Raw genomic sequence first — 24012 nt, forward strand, 5'->3', positions numbered from 1 at the left:
GGGTATTCGACCTTCCACAAATCGTAGGGCTCTTCACTGGAGGTACCTCTCCGACGGATCCACAAACGAAGTATTCAGCTCATACGATAGCCGACATTTCTGAGTGTCACGATCCGCTGACCTTCTGCACCGATTTTACGTCTGAGGCGCCCGACATATACATCGACAACATTGGTCAATGGATCTTCATTCATGCCCCAAACCGAATTCAAAATCCGCTCTCTGGATAAAACGCGCCCAACATTGGTTAAAAACAAAAGGAGAAGATCGCGCTCTTTTTTTGACAACTGGATTTCTTGACCATCAACAGCAACCTGAAGGGATTGCCTGTCAAATGTAAGTGCTCCGCAAGTAATCACAGTGTTGCTGAGGTCATCTGCATAGCTGTTGGCGCGGCGGTGCAACGCTTCTATCCGAGCGATGAGTTCGTCGAAATCAAAGGGTTTAGGAAGATAGTCGTCTGCACCAATCTTCAATCCTTCTACCCGTTCCTCAGAACTATCCAAGGCGGTCAACATCAGGATAGGGATCTTTGACTTTCGGGCACGTAGCTTGCGACACACATCTTGTCCCTGAATTCCCGGTAGCATCAGATCCAACAAGATAATATCATAATTGCCGGAGGCTACGTGCTCCAAGGCATCTTCCCCGCTTGGCGCATGATCAACGGACCAACCTTCAGCAGACAATCCGCGGCGTATGAAGTCAGCTACGCGGGTTTCGTCCTCGACAAGTAGAATATTCATAGCGTGCCTCAGTTTTCTTTCTGTCTGAAACCGTGTATTTGCAAAGCTGCGTGAGGTATTACCGGTATTGCAATTTGTTTCTGAAGCAGACAGGCATTAGCCCGTTTCTCGTTGAACATCGGATTGTACAATTTTCATTCGGGGTGCTTTGGGCAACGTTATAATGATTTGCAGCCCGCCCTCCTGGCGATCTTGAAGGTCAACAGTCCCTCCATGGGCTTCAACAATCGACTTAACGACCGGAAGCCCGAGGCCGCTTCCCTCGATACCCTGCCCCGAGGCGTTTGAGCCCCGAAAAAACCGATCGAACGCCTGGGACTTTTCCGCTGCACTCAGTCCGGGACCGTCGTCTTCGATTGTAATCGAGCAAGACGCGAGCCCTGCTTCCAATGTTGCGCTGATTGTTGGGCCTCCGTATCGTCGTGCATTTTGCAGCAACGCGAGTACTGACTGGCGAAGCCGAACCTCATCCACCGAAGCCATCACCATACCTTCCGGGCTTTCGACCTGAACCGGATCAGGAAACATCGCCACGGCATCCCGCACCACCTTTCGTAGGTCCGTTTCCTTGCGATCCAGCCTAAGTTGACCCGCCTCGAACCGAGCGACCGTTAGCATGTCATCAACGATTTGATTGGTGTGCTTTGCGGAATCGCGAATACGGGCGAGTGAATCGGAAGTATCCTCTGACAGCGTGTCTGATGTCCTTAAAGTAACGTCGGCCTCTCCAAGGATAATTGCCAGTGGTGTCCGTAACTCATGACTAATATCGGCCATCAATCGTTTGCGGTTCTCTTCACCCCTCTCAAGCTTGTCGATTAGTTGTTGAAGTTCGAATGTTCTAGCGGCGACCGTATCTTCAAGTTGCCTTTTTTGCTCGGCGCGACTTGCTTCGCGGGCAGCCAAGCCTTCCGCCATGCTATTCAGAACAGTGCCTAATTCTCTGAATTCACGGCTACCACCAAGATCTACGGGCTTCGAATAGTCGGCCCTGCGCAGGCGCCCAACGCCGTCTGCAAGCAACGTAAGTGGTTTTCTGATTTGGCGGTTGAACGACACAAGGGCCACCAGTAACACACCTATGGCGGCAAGAACGATCACGTAAACCAATCGCTCATTCCATTTTCGAAAGGTTGCTGCTTCGGCCAAGACTTCTTCAACCTCCTCTACTTCTTCATCAAGCGCAGCCTGAATTTTTTGATCAAGTTCATCGTCAATATCCCCGTCCAGCAGAGCGGCCAGTCGCTCGATCCGCACAAATGTCTCAATCGGGCTACCTACCTCTGAAAGGTTTGCGATAGCTGCGTTGACGGCTTCTATGTCGTCTTCGATCTCATCAAGAAGCTCCAGTTCCTCGAACTCCTCTTCGCCCACCATCTGGATTTCCCGGGCAATGGTTTTTCGGATTGCATCCAAAGTCTGGGCGATTTTCTCCTGCAGCTCTACTTCGCTTACCCCATCATCCCGATCGCCAATTAGGAGTGCGTCACCGTGTTGCTTGAACAGGCGGTACAGATCCGCCTCAAGCCTCAGATGCAGGCCATATGACTCTTGAGCCAGTGAAATCCGGGCATCCCACCATCGGGTTTTTTCAAGGCTGTACAGGGTAAGGCCCGCAAGCCCACCCAAAAAGCCGACCAGAACAGCAGCATAGATTCCAAACAGAGTAGACGAATGCATATCAACAGACCTTTGATTTTTGCTTCAAACTAAGCGGAGTGGCGTCTTCGGCCAATACAATGGTGGCTGACGAAAACTCTTGCAGAGACTCAAGCAACTCGACCCTGTGATGCAGGCAAGACGTCCACCTGATAGACGCGATGACGATGACGTCAGCTTTGCCAAGAACAGCGCGCACGAGATCCAATTGCAGGGTCTGAAGTGGCAACAAACCTTTACCGTTCTCCGCCAAGCATTGATCAAGGCCACGAGGCGCCGCGAGGAGATCGGACAGGCCAAAAATCCGCATGACCGTTGCTATCTTCAGGTCGCTCGGGCGCCTCCGACAGCTCAGCGTTGCAGATCGGCGCAAACTTCCCTGAAGTCCAACATGGTTATCTCCGATAAAGGCGATTTTCGGAGCAACTACTCGCCCACCATAACGGACATCGACGCCATCGTTTGCGTCGAGCCCGGCAATGATACGCGCGAGGCTGTTTGCATGTTTGTCTGTTAGTTTGGAAACTGATCCGGGCGAGGCCACAAATGAGATAGGCACCCGGTCGAGTTCTCCGGTCACCTTGATGGAAACCGGACCGTTTTGATTTGTTGCAGATCTGGTCACCACTGGTTCCGAAAGCAGTCTTTCGGCTTTTTCACGGGCGACCCTCCACGCGCAATACTGGTCCCACGCCCCGGCCAGATTTTGCAACGGCAGGGCAATCAACGCCAATACCGACAGGCAAGCTGCAACTGTCGACGGTGCAATGGCGTGCCGACTGGCTTGCCAGAGCATCAGCAGACCGGTTAACGCGACACCCAGTTGCAAGACTGCCTGAAGGCTGGTTGTTCTACCGCGACGAGCCAGCGCATCACTGCGCAGTGATGCGCCCTGTCTATCAAGCTTACGCAATTCACGGTCGGTCCGACCCATCAGGTCCAGTTCGGGCGCGATAGAAATGCGTTCAATCATGGAAATGGCGATGTTGGCGCGATTTCGACGAAGTTTTTGATGGCGCCGGGCAAGATGCCAGGCTAGCAACCCCATCGCGACCAGTGCAACACTCAGCGAGGCGACACCATTGATCGCAAGCATAGGGTTGAGGAAATACAGAATGGAAGCCGCGCCAGGTATCACAATCATTGCAGACCAAGCATCCGGTAATCCGCGACCAAACCAAAGTCGCGCTGCAGACAGGTCACCAACAAACCTAAGGGACAATGCGCCAACGCGGCGTTTTTCATGTCGGGACTTTGGAAGTTGCGCGATCTTCCGATACAGCGTCCGGCGCAATGAAATTGCGTAACTCTGGCCAAGCGCTTCTGCGCGATATCGTGATAAGAGCATACATGCCGCCGCAACGGTACCGGAGATCGCCAGTTGCAAGACAGTATTCGTTGCGAGTGCATCTCCTGCGTGAAGCGCCGCAAAAGCATCCCGTGTGGCAAACGCTGCGAAAGCCAGCGCAATAGCCTGCATGATGCCACAGGACACCACGAGGACCGCATCAATGATGCGGTCCCTTGTGGCCAAACTAGGGAGGGGGGTCATGCGGCCACATCTTCTGGTTCGCGCCGCATCAGCGGCGTAACATATTGGGCGATTATCGCTGGCGACCAAAGATCTTCGCGCGATAAAATCGGGCGGCCGGTTACCTCTGCTGCTTCGGCGGCGGCCAATGGGGAACAACTGACCATCCCGGATACCGCAAATGGGCTGAGACCCACTTTGTTCAGAACGGTTACACCGCCCAATGCACTCAGCGCGTCCGGCGCAGCGAATAAAATGCCGTCCAATCGATCCCGAATGCGTGAGGACTGTAAGATAGCCCGCGTTTCCTGTTGAAACACACCATCGGCAATCTCAACAACTACAACTTCGGCACCACGAGACGCTGCAGTTGCGACCAGTGTATCAAATCCGGATTCGATCGCTGCAAGTGGCATCCGATAAGTGGTGGCCATACCAACATCCGTGAAATCGAGGGCCGGCGCACCGCCATCTTCGAAACTGTTGAAGTCACCGAAGGCTCCGGTTCCGGTGGCTTTTACACCGGCGACGGCAACTCCAGAACGCATAAGCCCATGGCCAAGGCTTGATGCGGCTGTAGTTTTTCCTGAGTTCATCGACGCACCAAACACGCCAATAACGGTTACTTGGTCATTGGCTGGCAGCGACGGCAGCGCATAGTCTGCTACGTTGATCACCTGACCCTTTGCATCGGTCAAAAGGCCGATGGGCTTCAATCGTGTTGGTTCGTCCATGCGGACATGGGCGGCGTCTACGCGACCTGCGACGCCGCCACCAGCGACAAGATCGATAAGATCATCATCAATCACCGCGCTGGCAAGAAACTGGTCTGGTGCGTACCGGTCGCCCAGAGCCAGAACAACGTAATCGCCCGGGTAGCTGACTGAGGCGCGACGTTCCGCCAATTGGATTTTCTTGTGATGACCGATCTCGGCGATCTCACAGAGGATAAGATCCCCTGCTTTTGCAGTATTCAACTGCGTGGAAAGCCCATGTACATCGGACCGATCAACTCTGCGGGTTGTAAATGCCCATTTTGCGACTTCGCAGGCAACAGGCGAGACTTGTGGAAACTGTGTCATGCTTTGCTCCGTGACTGGCTGTTCAGTGAAATCGTTTTGCCAGAGTGATGTGAGAACAATTGCAATGTGGAATGAAGGGATGGCATGCGTTCGAATGAACAACAAATGAACACTTTTTCAGGGATCCACGTTTCTGCCTCAAAGCATTCTTATGCTAGTTCGATCTCCTGTGTGCTCTTGTGAGCAGCCACTTAGAGAGTGCAAACGAACGGTCTTCGGTCAGTCATCATCCCCGCCGTCGTCACCACCTCCACCGTCATCCCCGCCATCATCGTTGCGATCGTCGCCCCGGTCATCGTCTCTGTCATCGTCTCTATCCCGTTCTCCAGACCCTCCGTTGTTGGCTCCGCGATCATCTTGCCCTTCCTTTTGATCTCCACGACCGCTGCGGTCATCAGAGCTACCTATCTTGTTTTTTGTGCCCCTGCGTAACTCATTGATCGTGATGCGGTTGTCTCGGTTGCGGTCAATGTCCTCAAGAAGTCTGCGCGCACCAACTTCTCCAAATGCGGCGGTCAGCTCATTCAAGCTCAGGACACCGTCAGAATTCGTGTCAACAGACCGAAAACTGGCAGTTTGCGCAGCTGCTTTGTTGAACTGGCTGTCGCCAATCAAAAAGGTGAAAGCCATTAAAATGACGCAGGTCGTGTAGCGGAAAATCCCCAACTTGCGGTGTGCTGACTTACTTCCAGTCTTTGTCACAGACGGTCCCCTGCTCGTCGGTTGTTTATGTGAACCAACGTTACTTAATTCCAGTAGGACAATATGGCTCGCAGAGATGAATAGGGCATATAGGTAATATGAACGTTGGATGAACGGTGTTTTCCATGCGAAAAGAAGGCTTGGTTTTGTTGATTGGAAACCTCTCGGTATCAAATCAAGAGATCAGAGCCGCAGGAACAGAAAATGCAGTTTTTTCAGTTTACTACCGGCAAAATTCGGAGGGCAGTTGCTGCGCAATTGCCGCCTTTGGTCCTTACGAAATAACCTTCTTGGCCTCTAAACCTAGGTATGTTCGATCAATCGGTTCTCGAAGCCAAAAACGTGGGTTCGTTTCAAGCAATTCAAAAGGTCTTCGGTAAACTTGCAATTTTCATAACTCAATCAGAGGTATTCTCCACGAAATAAGTCCACTGCTTCTTTCACATTGAAGGTCTGATCTTATCCGGCAGCCATACTATTTTGCACGAACCGCGAATGCCTGCTTCCTGCCAGAGAAGTATTTCGCCGCGGTCGCAAAGCGCACAAAGCGGTCATTCGAGCGGACAATACCACCGGCAGGTTTGTCCCGCATTGCCGCCCTAGGCGACTATCCTATGATCCCCATGCCGTGAACGGAAGAGAGCACACCGAGAGACGTCAAGCGGCTTCTCTCGCATGAGGCAAGCAAAGGAGACGATTATGCCGCTATACGAACGTCGTACTTATCAGGTGCGTATTGGCCAAATGCCCGAACTCACCGCGCTCTATCGTGAGAAAGCTTGGCCCGTCGTCGAGGCGGCCGGTCTCGCAAAACACTGCGTGGGCTATTTCATCACTGACACCGGAGCGCTGCATCAGTTGGTGCACATTTGGAGGTTCGAGGATGACGCTGAGCGCCGCAATTTCTGGGAGAAGCTCCTAGGCATCGACGCTTTCCCCTTAGTCGAGATACGGTCGCTTCTAGTCAGTCAGGAGAACCAGCTTATGCGCGGCGCGGCTTGGGGCCCGGTGGCTTGACGTGTTGGGCAAACGGTAACCCTGCCCGCCGAGCCAATATTTGGGCGAGTTGAACCCAACCGAAAGTCCCAAATAGCCGCTCCGAGCCCACAGCAGAAGCCTTTGAATTTCGCTGCCAGCGCTCGTAGCAAGATAATTGCCGCAGGCACGAGTGTGGCACTGCTGCAAGGCGACGGGAACAGCTGCCATTTAGCCGAAGTGTTCAAAATCTGCTGTGAGTGGAAGCACTGTGGTTTTTTCCAAAAGAGCTAATAGCTCGGCGCTGCAATACGGAGAGCAACGCTACTGTTGGCGTGCGGCAAAGTGGAATTCTTAGCTCAATTGGTACCGGCCTTTGCGCAATACACGTCTTTGGTCAAGGTCCATACGGAAGGACGCCAAAACGCATTCGGTATTCTTCGCAACACGATTGCAATGTTTGCAACTCATCCTTCCCTTGCCAACGGTTACAATTACTTGTGATCTATGGAGCAGACCTATGGAAGTTGATTGGCTGGAAGATTTTCTCGCCTTAGCCACGGCGGGTGTTTTCGCAAAGGCCGCCCATAGCCGCAGAGTCAGCCAATCTGCATTTACAAGACGTATCAAAAATCTGGAACACTGGGTTGGCGCTCCGCTTTTTGACCGCAGTGTTCACCCGGTCGTACTGACATCAGCAGGAGAGTCATTTCGTTCGACGGCGTGTCAAACACTCAACGCGTTGCAACAGGCTCGGGCAGAGCTGACTCAGCTTTCAGGCGTTGCCGGAGAAGTGCTGAAGTTTTCGGTTCTGCACACGATCTCTATATCATTTGTTCCTTCTTGGATCAGGAGAATATCCAAGTCCATCGGCCCGGTCAGGACCAATTTCGTCGTCGATAATTTTTCAGACTGTGTTGAGACACTGACCGCAGGCAACGTTGACTTCATGCTGAGCTATGACCATGCCTCAATGGCGGTACTTACCGAGAATTCGTGGTACCCATCCATCACGGTCTCTGATGATTGTCTGGTTGCTGTCTCCCGCGCCGATACAGACGGCACAGCGCTATTTCACTTTGACCAGAAGGGTCGTCTGCCCTTTTTGTCCTACCCCTCGGAGAGTTTTCTCGGCCGTTTAAGCCGAGACGTGATTGAACGGGCCGATTTGGCTGACAGGCTGGACACGCAAAGCGAAAACTCGGTTGCCGAGGCGCAAAAGGCGGCATGCCTTGAGGGGCTAGGCGTTGCCTGGCTTCCCGAGATGGCCATCAAATCCCAGCTTGACGATGGAACTCTTGTGAGGATCAGCCATCCCGATGCAGAGCATCAGATGCCGATCAAGCTGTTTCGTAACATGCAAACAAGCCGCCCTGCTGTCGAGCGCTTTTGGACATTGGCCAAAAACTCAAGTGTCGATTTTGAGATCGCAGAAGTAGCACTATGAGATCGGAGCTACTGTGGCTTTTGGCTGAGCCTCCAGAACCGTTCCAGTTGCGGTCTGGACCGTTCGATTGAACGATAGAGTTTGACGTATATCTCAACTTCGAAACCTGGCATGCTCACCTTCGTCAGTTTGCCTTCAGCCAGTTCGCGTTGCACGGATACTTCTGGGAGAAACGTAACGCCGTGCCCTTCGAAACACGCCGATTTGAGCGCCTCCGCAACAGAGTTTTCATAGGTCGGAGACAGGGTATCCTGTAAGTTGCCCCGATTCAGGCAGACTTGTGATATGCGCCCTAGGAAAGTGTCGGGTGGGTAAGACAGGTAAGGTACTTCGCCCGGTTCATCCAGGCTGAACACAGGTTCGTTTCTGGAATTCACAGCGCTGACAGCGATAATTTTATCCTTGGCAATTGTCGTTGAGGGGTATCGGGCTTCATCCGATATCGTCGGTACAGAAGGATGTGAATAACACAGCATGAAGTCTGCGCTGCCATTGAGTATAGCCTCGGCGCAACCAGAGAAATTCTCGGCAACCAGCCGTGTTTTTACAGGGCCAAGGTAGCCTGTCATCTTGCCCAGCCAAGCCGGAAAGAATGAGATCGCCAGTGTATGCAGGGCCACAAAGTCCAGTGTATCGGCTTCGCGGCGCGACAGGCTGCGGATGTCATCCTTTGTCAGGGTCAGTGCACTTACCGTATCAATTGCGGTCTGTCGGAACGCCTTGCCCGCAGCGGTGAGTTCTACCGGGTGAACGCTTCTGTCAAACAATGGGGTACCAGCCCAGTGCTCTAGGTTCTTGATGCGCCGGGTGAAGGCGGATTGACTGATGTTGCGGGCATCAGCCGCCCTTGCAAAGACACCGGCGGTCGCAAGGGCCAGAAAATCCTCAAGCCAATCAATCTCCATGTCAGGTTCTTTCTGGTGGCATGGTCATAAGACCATATACTGTTGCAAGTTATGCAATGATGATGCGCCAATAGCGTTGGCGCTGCAACAGTTGAAATCTTAGCTTGCGGAGCAACCCCAATCCACATCGGGGATGTGACCGCTCTTTTTCGGGCACATAAGATTTCAAGCGAAAGGCCGTTGGATGACCACAACTCGAACCGAAACGGACAGCCTGGGTGCAATCAGTATTCCGCAGGCTGCTGCATGGGGGTGTCAGACCCAGCGCGCATTGGAGAACTTCCCGATCACGGGGGTTGCGATCAGTCATTATCCCGAACTGATCACAGGGCTGGCGGCGGTCAAAAAGGCCTGCGCGCTTGCCAACAAGCAGCTTGGAGAGCTTGCCGACCAAAAAGCTGATGCCATCGTCGCGGTTTGTGATGAAATCCTGGAGGGTCAGCATCACGAACACTTCGTTGTCGACGTTATGCAAGGAGGCGCAGGCACATCCACTAATATGAATGCCAACGAAGTTATTGCGAATCTTGCCCTACAGAAATTAGGGCTGGAAATTGGTGAATACCGCCACCTTCATCCAAACGATGATGTAAACCGCTCTCAGTCCACAAATGACGTCTACCCGACTGCGATCCGGCTGGCAGCTCTCGCCCGGATCAGCCCGCTCATTGAAGCGATGCATTCTCTTAGTAAATCTCTGATGGCAAAAGCTGCGGAGTTTGACCACATCATGAAGGTCGGACGGACCCAGCTGCAAGATGCTGTTCCAATGTCTCTAGGGGCCGAATTCCGGGGATTTGCGACGACAATAAACGAAGATGTGGATCGCTTAAGCGACTTGTCGCGCCTGCTGACCGAGGTAAACTTGGGCGGTACAGCGATTGGAACGCGTATTAACGCGCCAGTTAAATTTGGTGAAACAGCCGTCGCCCATCTGCGGGATATTTCGGGTGAGCCCCTGTCACTCGCTGCAGATCTTATTGAAGCGTCCTCTGACCTTGGAGCATTTGTTATGTTCTCAGGCACACTCAAGAGAGTCAGCATCAAACTGTCCAAGGTCTGCAACGACCTGCGCCTGATGTCGTCTGGCCCGCGTGCCGGAATTGGTGAGATTATTCTACCGGCGGTGCAGGCCGGGTCGTCGATCATGCCTGGCAAAGTGAACCCCGTGATCCCGGAAGTCGTAAATCAGGTTTGCTATCAGGCGATCGGAAATGACCTCACCGTTACAATGGCCGCCGAGGCGGGGCAGTTTCAGCTGAACGCCATGGAGCCCGTCATAATCCACAAGGTTCTGGAAACGATGGGATCTTTAACGAACGCAATGAACGTCCTTTCAACCCGGTGCGTGGATGGCATCGTTGCAGATGAAGAGCGTTGCCAGGCCCTGCTGGAAAACAGCCTTGTACACGTCACTGCACTGGCGCCGATCATTGGATATGAGGCGGCAACAAAACTTGCAAAACATGCTCAGGCGAACGGTCTGAGCCTGCAAGCAGCAGCTGAGCCAGTGCTACCTAGCGAACAGGCTGTGATCGCGCTGTCGCATCTGAACTTTGGCGAAGCGAGTATTGTCGAGTGAAACAAGCCGGAACTCTACGCCTTGGTATCGTCGGTGGGCTTGGTGCGCTGTCGGGGGCTGATTTGCTTTATCGGATCGTGGAATCGACCCCGGTCAAATCGGAAGGTGACCATCGCGAGCTGATTTTCGAACAGAAACCGATGCGCGAGCCCGTTGCGCCAATGGAAAGCGCCTATAATCCCACGCATCGAAAGCTGTATGTGTTTGACACCCTAGCTAAAATGGAACGCGAGGGATGTCACGCAGCGTTGCTGCCGTGCTTTATCACCCATTGCTTTCTACAGGAATTGGAGGATGAGCTTGAAATCAGGCTGATCAGCATGACCGATGCCATCAAAGAGGCGATTGATGGATTACCTTCTGCACCATCAAGGATTGGAGTGCTGACAACGCCTTTCGTCCGAAAAAGCGGGCTATTCGAAGCGCTGTTTGGCGACCTCGTTTCGGTCATTTACCCGTCCGCTGAATTGGAAATGAGTGTTATGAAGGCGATCTATGGTGTAGGCGGCTTCAAGTCAGGAAACAGGGGGCCAGAGATTATTTCTCCGATTGATCAGGCCCTTGACGGCCTGTCAAAGCAGGGGGCGGAAGTTTTTGTTCCGGGCATGACGGAGTTGCCGCTGCTGTTGGATCAACTCACGATCCCTGAAGGAATGGCCGCTGTCGATACGGCTGCTGCGTATGCACGGCACGCATTGGACGCAACCAAGGTCGACCGGCACCACAAGTTCAAAGTGGGAATCGTCGGCGGCGTCGGGCCGGCTGCAACTGTAGATTTTATGAGTAAGCTTGTGGGGGCAACCGAAGCGTCGCGAGATCAGGACCACATCAAAGTTCTGGTCGAACAAAACCCGCAAATCCCTGATCGTACCGAGAACCTGGTCAGCAATGGTACAGATCCCACAGTGGCTCTCTATTCCACCTGTAAAAAGCTGGAACGGGGCGGCGCTGATATGATCGCCATCCCTTGCAACACTGCCCATGCCTATGTGGATCGCATTCAGCGGCACTTGGATATTCCGATTGTCAGCATTCTTTCCACAACAGCAGACTACATTACCGAACAATCGCCAGAAACACGCCGCGTGGGCATCCTGGCAACAAACGGAACCATCCACAGCTGCCTGTATCAGCAAGCGCTCTCAAACGCTGGCCTGCAGTCGATTTTGCCAGACGAAACCCATCAGGCTTTGGTCATGGACTCCATCTATGGGCCGCAGGGAGTGAAAGCCGGATACACTGACGGGCTTTGTGTCGAGCAGATTGCGCAGGCATTCGGGCATCTGGTCGAAAATGGGGCAGAAGCAATCATTCTGGGATGCACAGAGCTTCCTTTGATTGTCGATGCCAGTGACCCGAGACTGGCCGCATTACCAGTCGATCCTACTGATGTGCTCGCCCGCAAATGCGCGCAATTAGCGAGTACGTAAATTCAAGCGCTTTTGACGGTTTGGAAATGGCGTTGCAAAATTTGCAACGCCATTTCTCCATTTGGGACCTAAGGTCGATCACTAGGCTGTTAAAGAAAACATGATTGCTCGCAGTTCGACATACCGACTGCCCAGTGGAAAGGGAGGTAATCATGGAAACCGCAAATCAAAAAACAGGGTTTCTCGCGCCCTGGAGAAACCTGCTTCTGTGGAAGCAAATCGTTATCGCCCTTGTTCTTGGGGTCATCGTCGGTGTCATTTTAAACACAACCGGCAACGAACAGTTTGCAACAACAATCAAGTACATCGGGACATTGTTCCTTTCGCTGATCAAAATGCTGATCGTACCGTTGATCTTTGTGTCGCTGGTTTGCGGTATGACCTCGGTCAGCGACATGGCGCGCATGGGCAGGATCGGCCTTAAATCGGTCGTCTTCTATCTCTGCACAACTGCGTTCGCGATTGCCATCGGGCTTGTTCTCGGGACACTTTTCCAGCCTGGTGTAGGCATCGACCTAGGCGCCGCCGCTGCGATGGAAGCAAAAACTGCACCACCATTCATTGATCAGCTTATCGCGATCGTGCCCAAAAACCCAATTGCGGCAGCGGCTGATGGTAAAGTGCTGCAGATCATTTTCTTCGCCATCATGTTCGGCCTGTCTATCAACCTTGTTGGGGACGCGGGAAAACCGATCCGGGATTTCTTTGAAGCCCTGAATTCAGTCATCCTCAAGCTGACGGAAATCGTCATATCGTTTGCACCCTACGGTGTTTTCGCCCTGATGGCTTGGGTTGCAGGCACCTACGGTCTGGATCTTCTTCTTCCTTTGGGTACGATCATTGCGGCACTGTACATTGGCTGCATTCTACACGCATTGTTCGTCTATGGTGGTCTGGTTACATTCCTTGGCCGTCTGAACCCGGTACGCTTCTTCCAGGGCATCGTTGAACCTCAGATCGTGGCCTTTACCAGCACGTCTTCCTCGGGAACGCTGCCGGTCACCATGACCGCAGTTCAGAAAAACCTGGGTGTAAATCGTTCGGTTGCCAGCTTCACGCTTCCTCTTGGTGCGACCATCAACATGGACGGCACGGCGATGTATCAAGGTGTTGCTGCACTCTTTGTCGCGCAGGCGTTCGGCGTTGACTTGGGCATGTCAGAATACATCACGATCATCCTGACATCGACTCTTGCCTCGATCGGAACCGCCGGCGTTCCCGGCGCTGGCCTTGTCATGCTGTCGCTGGTTCTGACATCGGTTGGGCTGCCGCTGGAAGGCGTTGCAATCGTTGCGGGTATCGACCGTATCCTCGACATGGCGCGTACATCGCTCAATGTTACAGGGGACGCGGCGTGCACCGTTCTAATCGCCAAGTCCGAAGATCAACTGGACCTCGAAGCATATAATACGCCGCATGTCTTGGCGGCACCTGATCTTTCTAAAGCATAGATCGCAAATCTCCCCCAACTTCAGTCACCCCAAATAGGGGTGGCTGTTTTTTTATTGTTGATTAGCTGCTTCATGTAAGCTTCGTTTCAATAGCTTGGATTGAGAAGCACGGTTCTAATACCTAAACCAGACAAGCCTTACCTTTGAATTGCGTTGGCGACGGTGCAAGTTGCGCCTCAGTAATACGCGCTCTGCAACTTCAAGAGATTTCTGTTCCAACAATAGCCGCTTGAGCGAGATGGCGGTTTTGTCTGTTCCAGTGTTATCGGATCAAGCAACGGCGCATGTACGGTCAGAGTTCAGGCGAGATCGACGCCTACTAATGGCTGGTTTGGCGACTGCGCCGCGTCACAACGAAATACCTGCTGCGCGTGCGAACAGATGCCGCAACAGCAAAGACTCAAAAACCAAGGTCGAGTTTGTCCCGCTGGGCGGTCATTCCTGCATGCTGCGGCTAATGACGGCACTTGCCCACACTGTCGAAAGTCGTCATCAGCTGGGCAGATAAAACTCCGTAATCCCCCGCTTCCCCTCGGCCCGCCCAAGCTGGACGATCACATCGATGGACTTGCGGATGTATTCGCGCACCTCGGCAAATGTCAGCGGCGTCCCAGCCTGTAGAACCATTATTGCCAGCCGGTCGATGGCGAGTTCGGCGGTCTCGGCATGGATCGTGGAGACCGACCCGCCATGTCCGGTGTTGATCGCCTCGAGATAGGTCAGGGCCTCGGCGCCACGTAGCTCTCCGACGATGATCCGGTCGGGGCGCATGCGGAGGGAGGCCTGCAGGAGGGCATTAGCGCTGCGTTGCGATCCCGCCCCGCGGTCGGCTAGGAGGGCAACGGTGTTCGGCTGGCCGGGGAAGAGTTCGAAGGCGTCCTCGATGGTGATCAGCCGCTCTTGTTCGCTGACATGAGTCAGGAGGTGTCGGGCGAATGTGGTCTTGCCGGTCGAGGTGCCACCGCTGATCAGGACGTTGAGGCGTGTCTCGACCAGGGTCTGTAGGGCAGCTTCAAGGTTTTCTTCTGCGAGACTGGCGATGTTTTTCATCTTCTCGGCGCGGAGCGCATCGAGCGAGACGGCTTTGCCGAAAAGATAGGCCGGAGCGTAGTCTCGAACGCTACCCGCGGCGAAGAGGCGGATGGTGATCGAGGCACCGCGATCGATGGCGGGTGGTACGGCGACTTGGACCCGGAGCGGGCGGCCCGCATATTCCACTTTGCCGGAGACGAGGGGGTTCTTTTCAGAGACACGGGCCCTGGCGTCGCCGACGATAGTCTGGGCCATGTTGAGCGCGGTGGTCCGGTCGACGGACTGGCTCTCATGGCGCATGGTGGCGTCGCCCGCGACTTCGAGCCAGACCTTGCCGTCCGGGTTGATCGCGATCTCGACCACGTCGTCGCGCCGCAAGAGGTCGCGGAACGGATCGAGATAGCGCTCGAGATAGGAGGTTGGTGATGCCGCCTCGGTCAATAGATCACCACATCCCGGTCTACGAGCACGGTGACCGACGCCCCCTGATCGACATAGATCGTCGGCGCGATCGAGACTTGGTCGGCAATAACCGATCCGACGGCATCCTGAAGGTCGCTGCTGACATCGCCCAGAACAATGCTAGTGGTTTCGTTATTGGCGCTCTCTGCCGCCACGGCCGGTGCCGCCCCGATCACGGAAATCAGTGCCGCGCCGCCGAAGCGCTCGACGAACTTGGTATCGACGAGACCGGTGAGGCCCGAACGACCGAGCTGGTCCCCGCCCACGGCGGCGATGTCCATCGAGGTGCCGTCCGGGGTCAGGACACGGGTCCAGAGGATCAGGATGCGCTTCTGGTGCATCTCTACGCCTGAGCGATATTGGCCAAAAAGGCGAGAGCCCCGGGGGATCAGGATACGGTCCCCGGAAAACGCCGGGACCGGCTCGGAGACGACCGCGACCACGGAACCCGGCAGATCGCTGTTGATGGCGGTCTGGAGCGCGGCCTGGATGACGGAGCCTTGGGTCAGCGTGCGTTCGGGATGGGTGAGGCGCGCGGCCTCCTGGACCTCGAGTGGCCGCGCGCTCTGCAGGAATTGCTCATTGCCCGAGAGGGCTGTCACCCCGGTTCCAGCGGCCGCGGGATCAGCGACCGCCGCGCCACTTTGGCCACCCCGCGGACCATCGGCATAGACCACTGCGGGAGATTTGATCTGCGCGGTCAGAAGCTCTTCGGCGACCCGCTCGGCCTCACGCTGGCGCTGTTCCTCTTCCTGTCTGCGACGTTCTTCGAGAAGACGCTGGTCAGCAATCAACCCTTCGCGGTCCAGTTCGGCCTCGAGCCCCTCGCGCTGCGCCCGTTCGGCATCGAGCATAGCCTGCAGCCCTTCGATGCGGGTCTCGGTCTGGCGCTGCAGGTTGGCCAGCTCAGTTTCCTTTTCGGTCAGGGTCGCTTCGAGTGCGCCCTTCTGTTCGTCGAAGGCTTCGCGAAGGTCCGCAACGGCAGATTGGATTTCCGAATTCCGGGCGGCCTGGCTGGCGGCAAGGGCCTCGCGGAGCTTGGCGATCTCAGCCAAAACCTCGGCGCTTGGCTCCGGGGCCGGGGCAGCGGGCACGTCGAGCGCTTCCTCAACGGCGATCAGCGCGTCATTAACCCTTTGCTCGGTTTCGTCCGGGGGGAATTCCAGCCGCCCCCCGGTGCCGGCGCGACGGTCCTGGAAGGTTTCAACATCGGAGGTCTCTAGCGCGCTGTCATCCTCCTGCGCTCCGGTCGCCAGGAAATACGCCACGCCGGCCCCGCCGAGGGCAAGGGCGGCAGCGAGGGCGCCGACCCCGAAGCTGTTGCTGCGGCGTTTGGATTTGCCGCGGTGGCTGAACTGGTCGAGGCGGTCCTGCAGATCGGGAGGGGTTTGATCGGCCATGGTCAGTTGCTCACGTAAATCGCGCTTTCATCGCGCCAAGCGCAGATCGCCTCGTCGCCGATGCGTAGCGTCCAGTAGGTGTTCACCCCGAGCACCCGGACGGTATTGCCTTGCTGGGTCCAGTTGACCGTGCGCTCGCGGCCCTGGTCATCGGCCTTGAAAAGGGCGGGCTGGCGGCCGTTCTCCGGGAAAACGAAATAGGTATAGCGCCCGTCGTCATAGATACGGCTGGGGCGGAAATCCCCTTCGCCCGAAACGCGGTAGTTGTAGTTGCGCGGAGCAATGAAGTCCTTTGGCCGGGAGGCCGCCGATGCGCGGCGTTCCTCATCGGGGTAGCGGAAGCGGACCTCGAAGAACATGCCGGTTCGGTTTGGGATCGAGCCCTCGCGCAGATGGAAAGAATAGGTGCGGCGATTGGTGATCACCGTCATGTTGGTAGAGGCATTTGCCACATGCGGTTTGATCGTCAGCACATTGCCGAGCTCGCGGATCGGGTCGACCTGGAAGCTTTCGGTGTCGCCGACAATGACTGCCTCGAAGCGTTCCTCCGCTCCAAAATGAATCGTCGTCGAATGCCTCAGATCGGTCTCGATCCGGTAGACTTGGTTTTCGTTGTAGACGGCGGTGCGGATCCGGATGTCGAGCGGGCCGCCTTGCGGCGTGGCCTCGGCAAAGGCGGCAACAGGAAGGGCAAGCGCCAGGAGGAGCGCGGGCAGGGATTTCATGGGGATCAGTTCTCCAGGGTCTCGGCGTCGACGCGGTAGGAGGTCACCACGAAGCCCAAGGGGTTGGCCCAGACGTCCTGAAGGCGCTGGCGGGTTTCGGGTTGGAAGTCGTAGCCGACAGTGGCGACATAGGACCGGGTCACGGTGCGGGTATCGCGCGGGCGGCGGAGCGTGCGGGTGAAACGGACCTGGGCCACGCCGCGCTTGATCTGGTTCACCGATTTGATCACCACCTCGATCTTGGCATCGCGCCCATAGACGGTGATCGGGTAGTCCTCGTTCGTGGAGGACCAGAGATCACGCAGCGTGCGGGCGGCATCGCCATCCGAGCGGTCCAGCACCGAGTTGATACGCTGCTCGCCATCGGTCAGGTCATAGGTCTCGCGATCGTCGACATAGGCCACAAGATTGGCCTGAATGATGGCGTCACTTTCGGACAGCGTCAGCGCCTGCACGGCGGCGACCCGGTCCATCTCGCCGGTCTCCTTGTCGACCACGACCACGAAGGTCTCGGTCGATTTGAGCGGAAAGAGGCTCGCGCCCGCAATTATGCCGGCAACACCGACCAAAACGCCTGCGGCTGCGACAAACCATGCAAAGCGCTCGCGCCGCCGTGGCCCGTAGATGAAATCCGCTTGGAAAGCGTCGCGGTCAGGCGCGGGAGAACTGGTCACAAGCTTCTTCAAAGTTGTCGTCTTTCAAATCAGGGTTTGCGGAATGCCTTGGCAGCGCTGAGGAGCGCGCCGGGGCTTTGCCGGATCATCTCGCCGGTTTTCACCGCGCCTGCATTGGCCATCTGGTTCAGCTCCTGCGGGGATTTTCCGGTGACGAGGCGCGAAGTGGTGCCGGTGCCATACTCCCGCGTGTTCACGAAGCCCTGGCGCGCGAGACCCGTGAGGCCTACGGCGTTGGACGCAATGCCCACAACACCGGTGAGGTTGGAGGCGATGTAGGGCACCGAGGCCATGATCCCGGCGCTGAGGATCAGGATCACGAGGAAGGGCAAGATGAGGCTGACGGTTTCGACATCGCCGGGATCGGAGGAAGCGTCGCCAATGGATTCTGCAATGGCAACAATGATGCCCGCAGCCCCCGCGGCGGCGACGGGCATGAGCGCATAACCGATGGTCGCGCGGGTCCAGGCCTCGAAAAGCGACTGGGTCGGTTTGAAGAGCGAAGTCACGATCATGAAGGGGGCGATCACGATCATCAGCGCGAAGACGATGCGGGCGAAGGCGATGATCCCGGCGGTGACGGCGGCGAAAACGGCGGAGAGGACGAAAAAGATCGCGCCCAGCACCGCGCCGAAGACCCAGCCGGCGCGGTCGCCGATCGTGTCGCCATAGGCGGTGATGCGCGCGACCATGTTGTCGAGACTCTCATAAACTCCGGCCTCGTCGCCGGTGTCTGTCAGGTCGAGAATGGACGCGCCGACGCTATCGGGAACTTCCGTGACGATCCTGTAGATGACTTGGAAGTTGTCCCAGCTTTGGGCGAAGATCGAAATCAGCAAAAGTTTGATTCCGAAGGCGAACGCGCTGCCATATGTCATCGGTCTAAGCTGCATGACAACATTTGTCCCGAGTAGGATTAGGAGCAGCACACTGCCCGCGCTGATCACATTACCCACAGCCGCAGCCGCGTCGATAAACCCGTCTTGCGCGACGGTATCGACGGCAGTGTCTACTTGGGAAAGGATGTCGCGAATGATGCCCATTACTCTACGCAGGCCTTGTCTCGTTCTGCCAGCATTTCGTCGGCCAGGAGGCGAAGCTCCGAAACATCGAAGGGACGGCGGGTGTCGTCAGACACCACGAAATCACCAGACCGCTCGACGACTTCCTGCCATGTGATTTGGTTCAAGTAGCATTCGCACGATTGTGTCTTCTGCCATTTCTCGGCCGCCATTATTCTCAAGATCGAGCGATAGCCGTTTCGGACATAAGCTGTTGGTCCGAGATCGATCGGAGGTCTCGGCGCGCGGCAAGCTTCGCCTTGATCAGGAGTGATGGCCATCGAACTGAATGGCGTGTCACCGGACGGGTTCATGCTCGGGGTCTGGGCCAGCGCGGCAAAGGGTAGGGAGCCTACAACAAGCGCAGCGAGACCAAGTGACCGAAACGAACGACGGCTGTGGGTCATGGACTTCCTCATGGATCCACCGCCATCGAGCGGAACTTGCGCTCATCCGCGAGGGTCGCGGCATCGACAACGCCGAGTTGCCCTGCACTGACGCCTTGCGCCGCTTCAAGCCGCCAGATCTGGGTCAGGATGATGCCAAGCTCAGCGGTGACACGGGTGTTGAGATCGACCGCAGCCTTGAGGCCGTCCTGATCGTCGATGAGCCCGACCATGGTCTCGAGCCGTTCGAGGCTTTGACCCGCCTCTTCGTGGCTTTCTTGCGCGGCGACCGAGAGCATGGCACTGGCTCCGGCCGAGGTGGCGATACGGTTGTCTGCGGGCTGATCGGAGCCAGAGAGTGTGCTCAGGCGCTCCGAAGTGAACCCGCTGCCCGAAAGGACCCGCTCGACCGAGGCCGACAGCTCGGCTCCGGGATTGAAGCCGCTCAGAAAGTCACCGCTGGCCAGCGATTGCGCGGTGTTGAGGGGCGCGACCAGCTTGCCGCGGAGCGCGCGGAACTCTTCGACCGTGGCAAAAAGCTCACCCAACCCGCTGCCTTCAATGAGCGAGGTCAGTTGCGCCTCGAGGTTCGTGAGCTGCGACAGCTGGGTCTCAAGCTCCAGCCGCATGGTGGCCAGCTGCTGCATCTGGACGCTCAGGTCCTCGGCCATGTGTTCGAGCTGCGCCACAAGCTGGCCAAGTTGCGAGCCATCAAAGGTCGGCACGCCCTGAGCGGTGGCGGGGCAGCCGTATCCGAGCGAGAGGACAGCGGCGGAAACCAGAAAAAATCGTCTCATTCGGGAACTCCCATCTGCATGAAGTCGCGCTCGGCCAGCCGGTCAGCGACAAGGTGCTGAGCATAAGCCGCTTCGCGCTGCTGGTTTGAGACCATCAGCCGGACGCGGAGATTGAGGATGCGACCGATCTCGGCCTTGGCGTAGGTGTTGACCTCCCAGGCCGCCTTGACATTGGGTTGTGCATCGATCTGGAGGATGATCGTGCGGAGGCGATTGATCACCTGTTCGGTGGTCGCCGAACTGTCAGCGGCGTAATAGACGCCCGCCTCGGAGATGCTGGCGTATTCGGCGAGCGCAAAGTCCGAAGGTGAGAGCGTGCCGAGCGCGTCGGCGCCACCCACTACGGCGAGGTATTCGTTGTAGAACTTCGAGATGTTGCGCACGTAGCCTTGTGTCTCGGCAAAGGGCGGCACGCCACCATATTCGATCACCCGGCCCGGCCCTGCATTATAGGCCGCGAGTGCATGGGGGATATTGCCGAAGCGGTTGAGCTGCGTTGTGATATAGCGCGCGCCGCCGCGCAGGTTGTCCTTCGGATCGTAGCGGTCGACGCCGAGATCGGAGGCAGTGCCCGGCATGAGCTGTGTGAGACCATAGGCCCCGACCGGGCTTTCGGCGGCGACGTTGTACCGGCTCTCCTGTTTGATCAGGGCCTGGAAAAGGCACCGCCACTGGGTGGCCGAGAGACCCGCACGGGCCACACCGGGTGCACCTGCGAACTCGCCCGCAACCTCGACGATCATCATCTCGACCGTCTCGCGGCCCTCGCCGAAAAGACGGCTGTTCATCGGGCTCGGATCGGTATTGGGATAGACCGCCGCCACCCCAAAATCTGCATTGCCCTCGAGCGCGCGGATATCGAAGCTGGGACCGGTGATGGCCGCAGTCATCTCCTCGAGGACGCGCAGCTGGTCGGCCTGCACATCGGCCAGCGTTGACTCGGCGCGGTTCTTGTTCTGCTGGACGCCCAGATCCTCGGCCAGCGCCGTTACGCGTGCGATGGCGCGGCCAATGGCGGAATTATCTTGCGTCGGCACGCCTTGAGACTGCGCGGGCAGGGCACCGAGGCCGAGGTAGAATCCGGCGGATATGATCGCGGCGCGGGTCATTCAGGACGGGGCAGGGGTTCGAATGTGCAGTCGGGCTTGGCTGCCTGCTGAACTGGAGCGCCCATGGTCGAGAAGGAGAGGGCGGACCGCGTCACCTGCGGCTCGCCATTGCGTCCGAAGCAGGGCGAGGTTTTCTCGGTGTACTTCTCGCAAGCGGCAAGAAGGCCTGCGGCGGCGCAAAGCGCCAAGAGGGGTTTCGAACTCATATCACATGTCTCCAGAAATCAGGATTGGAGCGCCAATCGGCGGGCACGCATGACTCGCCGGTGGCGCCGCCGCCAAGGATGGGAAGTAGGTTGCCAAGTGCGGAGAGGTCCGCATCGACGAAGACGCTGTCGCCCGCCGAGCGGACGAGCGCGATGCGCTGGCCTATTGTGGGCTGCACAAGAAGTGCCGCCTCCTTGGCGTTCACGCGCAGGAAGTCGTAATCCGAGATCGTGGCGCGGTCGTTCGGGAAGAGGATTTGGGTGGGTACCGTCTCAACGATGGTCTTGCCGACGCGGCTGTCGCGCAACTGCCCCGGATACTGCGTCATCATGATCACAACGCAGTTCATCTTGCGCAGCGTCACCAGCCAGTTCTCAAGCCGCGCCCCGAAATACGGATCATCCAAGAGCTTCCAGGCCTCGTCGAGCACGATGATCGTCGGGCGGCGATCCTCGACTACACGTTCGATCTGGCGGAAGATGTAGGAGAGCACGGCCATGCGTTCGGTCGTCATGTCGAGGATTTCGGTCATATCAAACCCGGTGATGTCACCCGCGAGCTTGAGACCCGCGCCGCGTTCGGGTTCGTCGAACACCCAGCCATAGCGCCCGCCCGGTGCCCATTCGGCGACTCGGGATTGCAGCTCGCCATCGTCATCAAGCGACTGGAACAAGGTCTCGAAGCTGGCGAAGCGCTGCAAGGCCGCGCCCGCATCGGCGTTCTGGCCGACCGCACTCTGGATGTGGCGGGATTGCTCGCCAGAGAGCGTGCCATTGCGTGTGAGTAGCGTCGCAAGCCAGTCCGAGAGCCAGGCGCGACCGCGCTCGTCGGTCTCGGTGGCGAGTGGGTTGAGGCCCGTCGGCACGCCCGCGCGGATTTCGTTGTAGCGCCCGCCAAGCGCGCGCACGGCCATTTCGAGGCCGCGATCCTTGTCGAAGAAGAAAAGCCGAGCGCCGACCCGCTGCGCCTGCGCCGCGAGGAAAGCGGTGGTCAGTGTCTTGCCGGTTCCGGTCCGTCCCAACACAAGGGTATGGCCGACCGTGGGTTCCTTGCCCGGGCTACCTGCCTCGTGGAAATTGAAGCGATAGCCCGAGGTGCCGACCGTTGGCAGGACCGAGATGGTCTGGCCCCAGGGCGACCCATCCGGACCGCGCCCTTCAACGCTGCCATGCAGGGCGGCGAAGTCGGCGAAGTTGATCGAGGAGATTGGCGTCTTGCGCGCCCGGTATCCGAAATTGCCGGGCGATTGTGCAAAATACGTCGCCTTAAGCGCCATGTTCTCGCGCACGATCACCGACATGATTTCCTGACCCACGCGCTTGATCTGGGCGGCGGCGCGTTCGAGCGTGTCGCGGTCCGGGGCATAGACGGCGATGGAAAGGTGATGGTCTCCGAATGCGATGCGGCCTGCTTCCTGGTCGTCAGCCGCCTGTCCAAGCTGTTCACGCAGGGAGACGGCGGCATCGTCGGAGGCATGCATCTGGCGGATAATTCGCTGGATGCGTTCGGCCATGATGTTGTTCGGGATCGGGCTGAAGGAGTTCGTCAGCACGATGTCGAGCGGTATATCGAGCGCGTCGAGAAGCGTGACATCGGTGAGGGCCGGATAGGTCTTCATCGAGAAGAGCGCACCGTATTTGACCTGACCGGTCACGGCGTCGGTCAGGGTGACCACGTCGCCATCAAAGGTCGCGCGGCAATCGCCCAAAGTGTGCGAGAGGGGCAGGGCGCTTTGCCCGAAGGCTACGGGAGAGAAGCTGCCCGCGTTCAACGTGTTGAGATAGCCCAACCATTCGCCGCCTGACTTCGTGAGCCTCACGGGGTTGGCCGACGCAAGCGCAACCTCGAAGAAGCCCATGACCTCGTTCAACTCCTGCATGCGTGTCGCGCGGTCCTTGACCCAGGCCTTGCGGGCGAGGGCGCGCAGGAGCGGAATGCGCGCGGAGATGTCGGGCCGCCGGATGACGCTGAGATAGAGCTGGCGCTTGGCCGGGCGCAGGTCCTTGACATGGGCTTGCCAGCGCGCGTCGATCGCGGCGGCGAAGTTGTCCCCCTCGAAGGGGCGCATCCCGAGATCCTGCGGCACGGAGATGCGGTGGATGTAGAAGCCGAAGGCATTGCCGGTCTGAGCGACGATGGCGGCGACCGCGCGTTTCAGTGCATCGAGCCGGGCGTCTTCGCTGGTCATCGGGTTGAGGCCGTCGAGGCGCAGGGTCGCCATGAGGTCGCCCTCGCGGAGTACCATGACATCGTCAGCCGCAAGGGCGAAATACGGCAGGTGCTCCGCGAGGTAGCTCTCCCGCGCGAACTCCTCGCCGCCCGCTTGGAGCAGAGCAGTTCCGTGAGTGGATAGGCTGCCCGCATCAAGCGCCAAAGCTGTCGCCTCCGTGCAGGTTTCGGTTCTTCGTCGGGCGGACCGCTCCATAGGAGACACGTAGTACCTCGAAGAAATGCGGCTCGCGGTCCGCGACAAACCAGAGGATCGGATAGGCGACGAGGCCGACCAGGAAGAACAACATCGACTTGGTCCAGATGAACGGCAGAACGACCCCGGTCGCCAGCACGACGAGGTATCCGACAGGGAGGCCCAGATACTTGGGCGGACGGGCGAGGCCCAGAAAGAGGGGGGATTGTTCTGCCAACTCTATT

The 24012-nt window shown here is 57.3% G+C and carries 22 protein-coding genes; 5 read left to right on the forward strand and 17 right to left on the reverse strand.

Translation table 11 applies throughout. From position 1 onward, the window contains the following. Window positions 1-74 precede the first annotated feature (74 nt). The 5 genes from ACR0BI_RS21360 to ACR0BI_RS21380 form a co-directional block, all read right to left on the reverse strand. Entirely contained in the window at window positions 75-746 is a 672-nt protein-coding gene (locus ACR0BI_RS21360; RefSeq protein ID WP_170766193.1) for a response regulator transcription factor, read from the reverse strand. A 96-nt stretch (window positions 747-842) separates the two neighbouring features. After that, window positions 843-2426: a sensor histidine kinase gene (locus ACR0BI_RS21365; RefSeq protein ID WP_480563002.1), complete on the reverse strand. Its 1584-nt coding sequence runs from the start codon at window positions 2424-2426 to the stop codon at window positions 843-845. 1 nt (window position 2427) lies between these two features. Further along, window positions 2428-3957, reverse strand: a complete 1530-nt coding sequence (locus ACR0BI_RS21370) for an ABC transporter ATP-binding protein (RefSeq protein WP_170766189.1) — start codon at window positions 3955-3957, stop codon at window positions 2428-2430. Then, entirely contained in the window at window positions 3954-5018 is a 1065-nt protein-coding gene (locus tag ACR0BI_RS21375) for a DUF1611 domain-containing protein (protein ID WP_170766188.1), read from the reverse strand. The genes ACR0BI_RS21370 and ACR0BI_RS21375 overlap by 4 nt, the downstream gene beginning before the upstream one ends. Window positions 5019-5237: 219 nt before the next feature. Further along, a complete protein-coding gene (locus tag ACR0BI_RS21380; protein ID WP_237212756.1) occupies window positions 5238-5648 on the reverse strand; it encodes an EF-hand domain-containing protein in 411 nt (136 codons plus the stop codon). Between the two features lie 771 nt (window positions 5649-6419). Between ACR0BI_RS21380 and ACR0BI_RS21385 the strand changes: the two genes are divergently transcribed. Beyond that, the gene (locus tag ACR0BI_RS21385; protein WP_480562926.1) at window positions 6420-6737 is read left to right on the forward strand and encodes an NIPSNAP family protein; all 318 of its coding nucleotides are present in this window, start codon (window positions 6420-6422) and stop codon (window positions 6735-6737) included. 418 nt (window positions 6738-7155) lie between these two features. Further along, window positions 7156-8142 (forward strand): LysR substrate-binding domain-containing protein, encoded by a 987-nt coding sequence (locus tag ACR0BI_RS21390; RefSeq protein WP_353010864.1) that lies wholly within the window; start codon window positions 7156-7158, stop codon window positions 8140-8142. Window positions 8143-8150: 8 nt separating this feature from the next. On the opposite strand, the gene ACR0BI_RS21395 is transcribed toward ACR0BI_RS21390, so the two are convergent. Beyond that, window positions 8151-9047, reverse strand: coding sequence for a LysR family transcriptional regulator (locus ACR0BI_RS21395; protein WP_480562927.1), 897 nt, complete (start codon window positions 9045-9047; stop codon window positions 8151-8153). Window positions 9048-9231: 184 nt separating this feature from the next. On the opposite strand from ACR0BI_RS21395, the gene ACR0BI_RS21400 reads away from it, so the two are divergent. The 3 genes from ACR0BI_RS21400 (at window position 9232) to ACR0BI_RS21410 (ending at window position 13510) form a co-directional block, all read left to right on the forward strand. Continuing rightward, a complete protein-coding gene (locus ACR0BI_RS21400; RefSeq protein ID WP_480562928.1) occupies window positions 9232-10629 on the forward strand; it encodes an aspartate ammonia-lyase in 1398 nt (465 codons plus the stop codon). Next, window positions 10626-12059 (forward strand): cysteate racemase, encoded by a 1434-nt coding sequence (cuyB, locus tag ACR0BI_RS21405; protein WP_480562929.1) that lies wholly within the window; start codon window positions 10626-10628, stop codon window positions 12057-12059. Before ACR0BI_RS21400 ends, cuyB begins: the two co-directional genes overlap by 4 nt. Before the next feature lie 152 nt (window positions 12060-12211). Then, window positions 12212-13510, forward strand: coding sequence for a dicarboxylate/amino acid:cation symporter (locus ACR0BI_RS21410; protein WP_353010870.1), 1299 nt, complete (start codon window positions 12212-12214; stop codon window positions 13508-13510). Between the two features lie 492 nt (window positions 13511-14002). Here the strand turns inward: ACR0BI_RS21410 and ACR0BI_RS21415 are convergent, their stop codons facing one another. The 11 genes from ACR0BI_RS21415 to ACR0BI_RS21465 are packed head-to-tail and all read right to left on the reverse strand — an operon-like array spanning window position 14003 to window position 24005. Next, entirely contained in the window at window positions 14003-14983 is a 981-nt protein-coding gene (locus ACR0BI_RS21415) for an ATPase, T2SS/T4P/T4SS family (RefSeq protein WP_480562930.1), read from the reverse strand. Continuing rightward, window positions 14980-16404 carry a TraB/TrbI/VirB10 family type IV secretion system protein gene (locus tag ACR0BI_RS21420; protein ID WP_480562931.1) on the reverse strand — a complete coding sequence of 475 codons (1425 nt, stop codon included), beginning with the start codon at window positions 16402-16404 and terminating at the stop codon, window positions 14980-14982. Before ACR0BI_RS21420 ends, ACR0BI_RS21415 begins: the two co-directional genes overlap by 4 nt. A gap of 2 nt (window positions 16405-16406) precedes the next feature. Next, on the reverse strand, window positions 16407-17129 hold the full coding sequence (locus ACR0BI_RS21425; protein WP_480562932.1) for a TrbG/VirB9 family P-type conjugative transfer protein: 723 nt from the start codon (window positions 17127-17129) through the stop codon (window positions 16407-16409). 5 nt (window positions 17130-17134) lie between these two features. Beyond that, a complete protein-coding gene (locus tag ACR0BI_RS21430; RefSeq protein ID WP_480562933.1) occupies window positions 17135-17815 on the reverse strand; it encodes a VirB8 family type IV secretion system protein in 681 nt (226 codons plus the stop codon). 17 nt (window positions 17816-17832) lie between these two features. Next, window positions 17833-18846 (reverse strand): TrbL/VirB6 family protein, encoded by a 1014-nt coding sequence (locus tag ACR0BI_RS21435; RefSeq protein ID WP_480562934.1) that lies wholly within the window; start codon window positions 18844-18846, stop codon window positions 17833-17835. Then, window positions 18846-19271: a hypothetical protein gene (locus tag ACR0BI_RS21440; protein ID WP_480562935.1), complete on the reverse strand. Its 426-nt coding sequence runs from the start codon at window positions 19269-19271 to the stop codon at window positions 18846-18848. Before ACR0BI_RS21440 ends, ACR0BI_RS21435 begins: the two co-directional genes overlap by 1 nt. Window positions 19272-19279: 8 nt before the next feature. Next, window positions 19280-20047 carry a type IV secretion system protein gene (locus tag ACR0BI_RS21445; protein WP_480562936.1) on the reverse strand — a complete coding sequence of 256 codons (768 nt, stop codon included), beginning with the start codon at window positions 20045-20047 and terminating at the stop codon, window positions 19280-19282. Beyond that, on the reverse strand, window positions 20044-21156 hold the full coding sequence (locus ACR0BI_RS21450; protein ID WP_480562937.1) for a lytic transglycosylase domain-containing protein: 1113 nt from the start codon (window positions 21154-21156) through the stop codon (window positions 20044-20046). Before ACR0BI_RS21450 ends, ACR0BI_RS21445 begins: the two co-directional genes overlap by 4 nt. Next, a complete protein-coding gene (locus ACR0BI_RS21455; protein WP_480562938.1) occupies window positions 21153-21362 on the reverse strand; it encodes a hypothetical protein in 210 nt (69 codons plus the stop codon). The genes ACR0BI_RS21450 and ACR0BI_RS21455 overlap by 4 nt, the downstream gene beginning before the upstream one ends. Then, on the reverse strand, window positions 21359-23788 hold the full coding sequence (locus ACR0BI_RS21460) for a VirB4 family type IV secretion/conjugal transfer ATPase (protein ID WP_480562939.1): 2430 nt from the start codon (window positions 23786-23788) through the stop codon (window positions 21359-21361). The genes ACR0BI_RS21455 and ACR0BI_RS21460 overlap by 4 nt, the downstream gene beginning before the upstream one ends. After that, entirely contained in the window at window positions 23727-24005 is a 279-nt protein-coding gene (locus ACR0BI_RS21465; protein WP_480562940.1) for a VirB3 family type IV secretion system protein, read from the reverse strand. Before ACR0BI_RS21465 ends, ACR0BI_RS21460 begins: the two co-directional genes overlap by 62 nt. Between the last annotated feature and the right edge of the window lie 7 nt (window positions 24006-24012).

This window comes from Ruegeria sp. E5, from assembly GCF_056534105.1.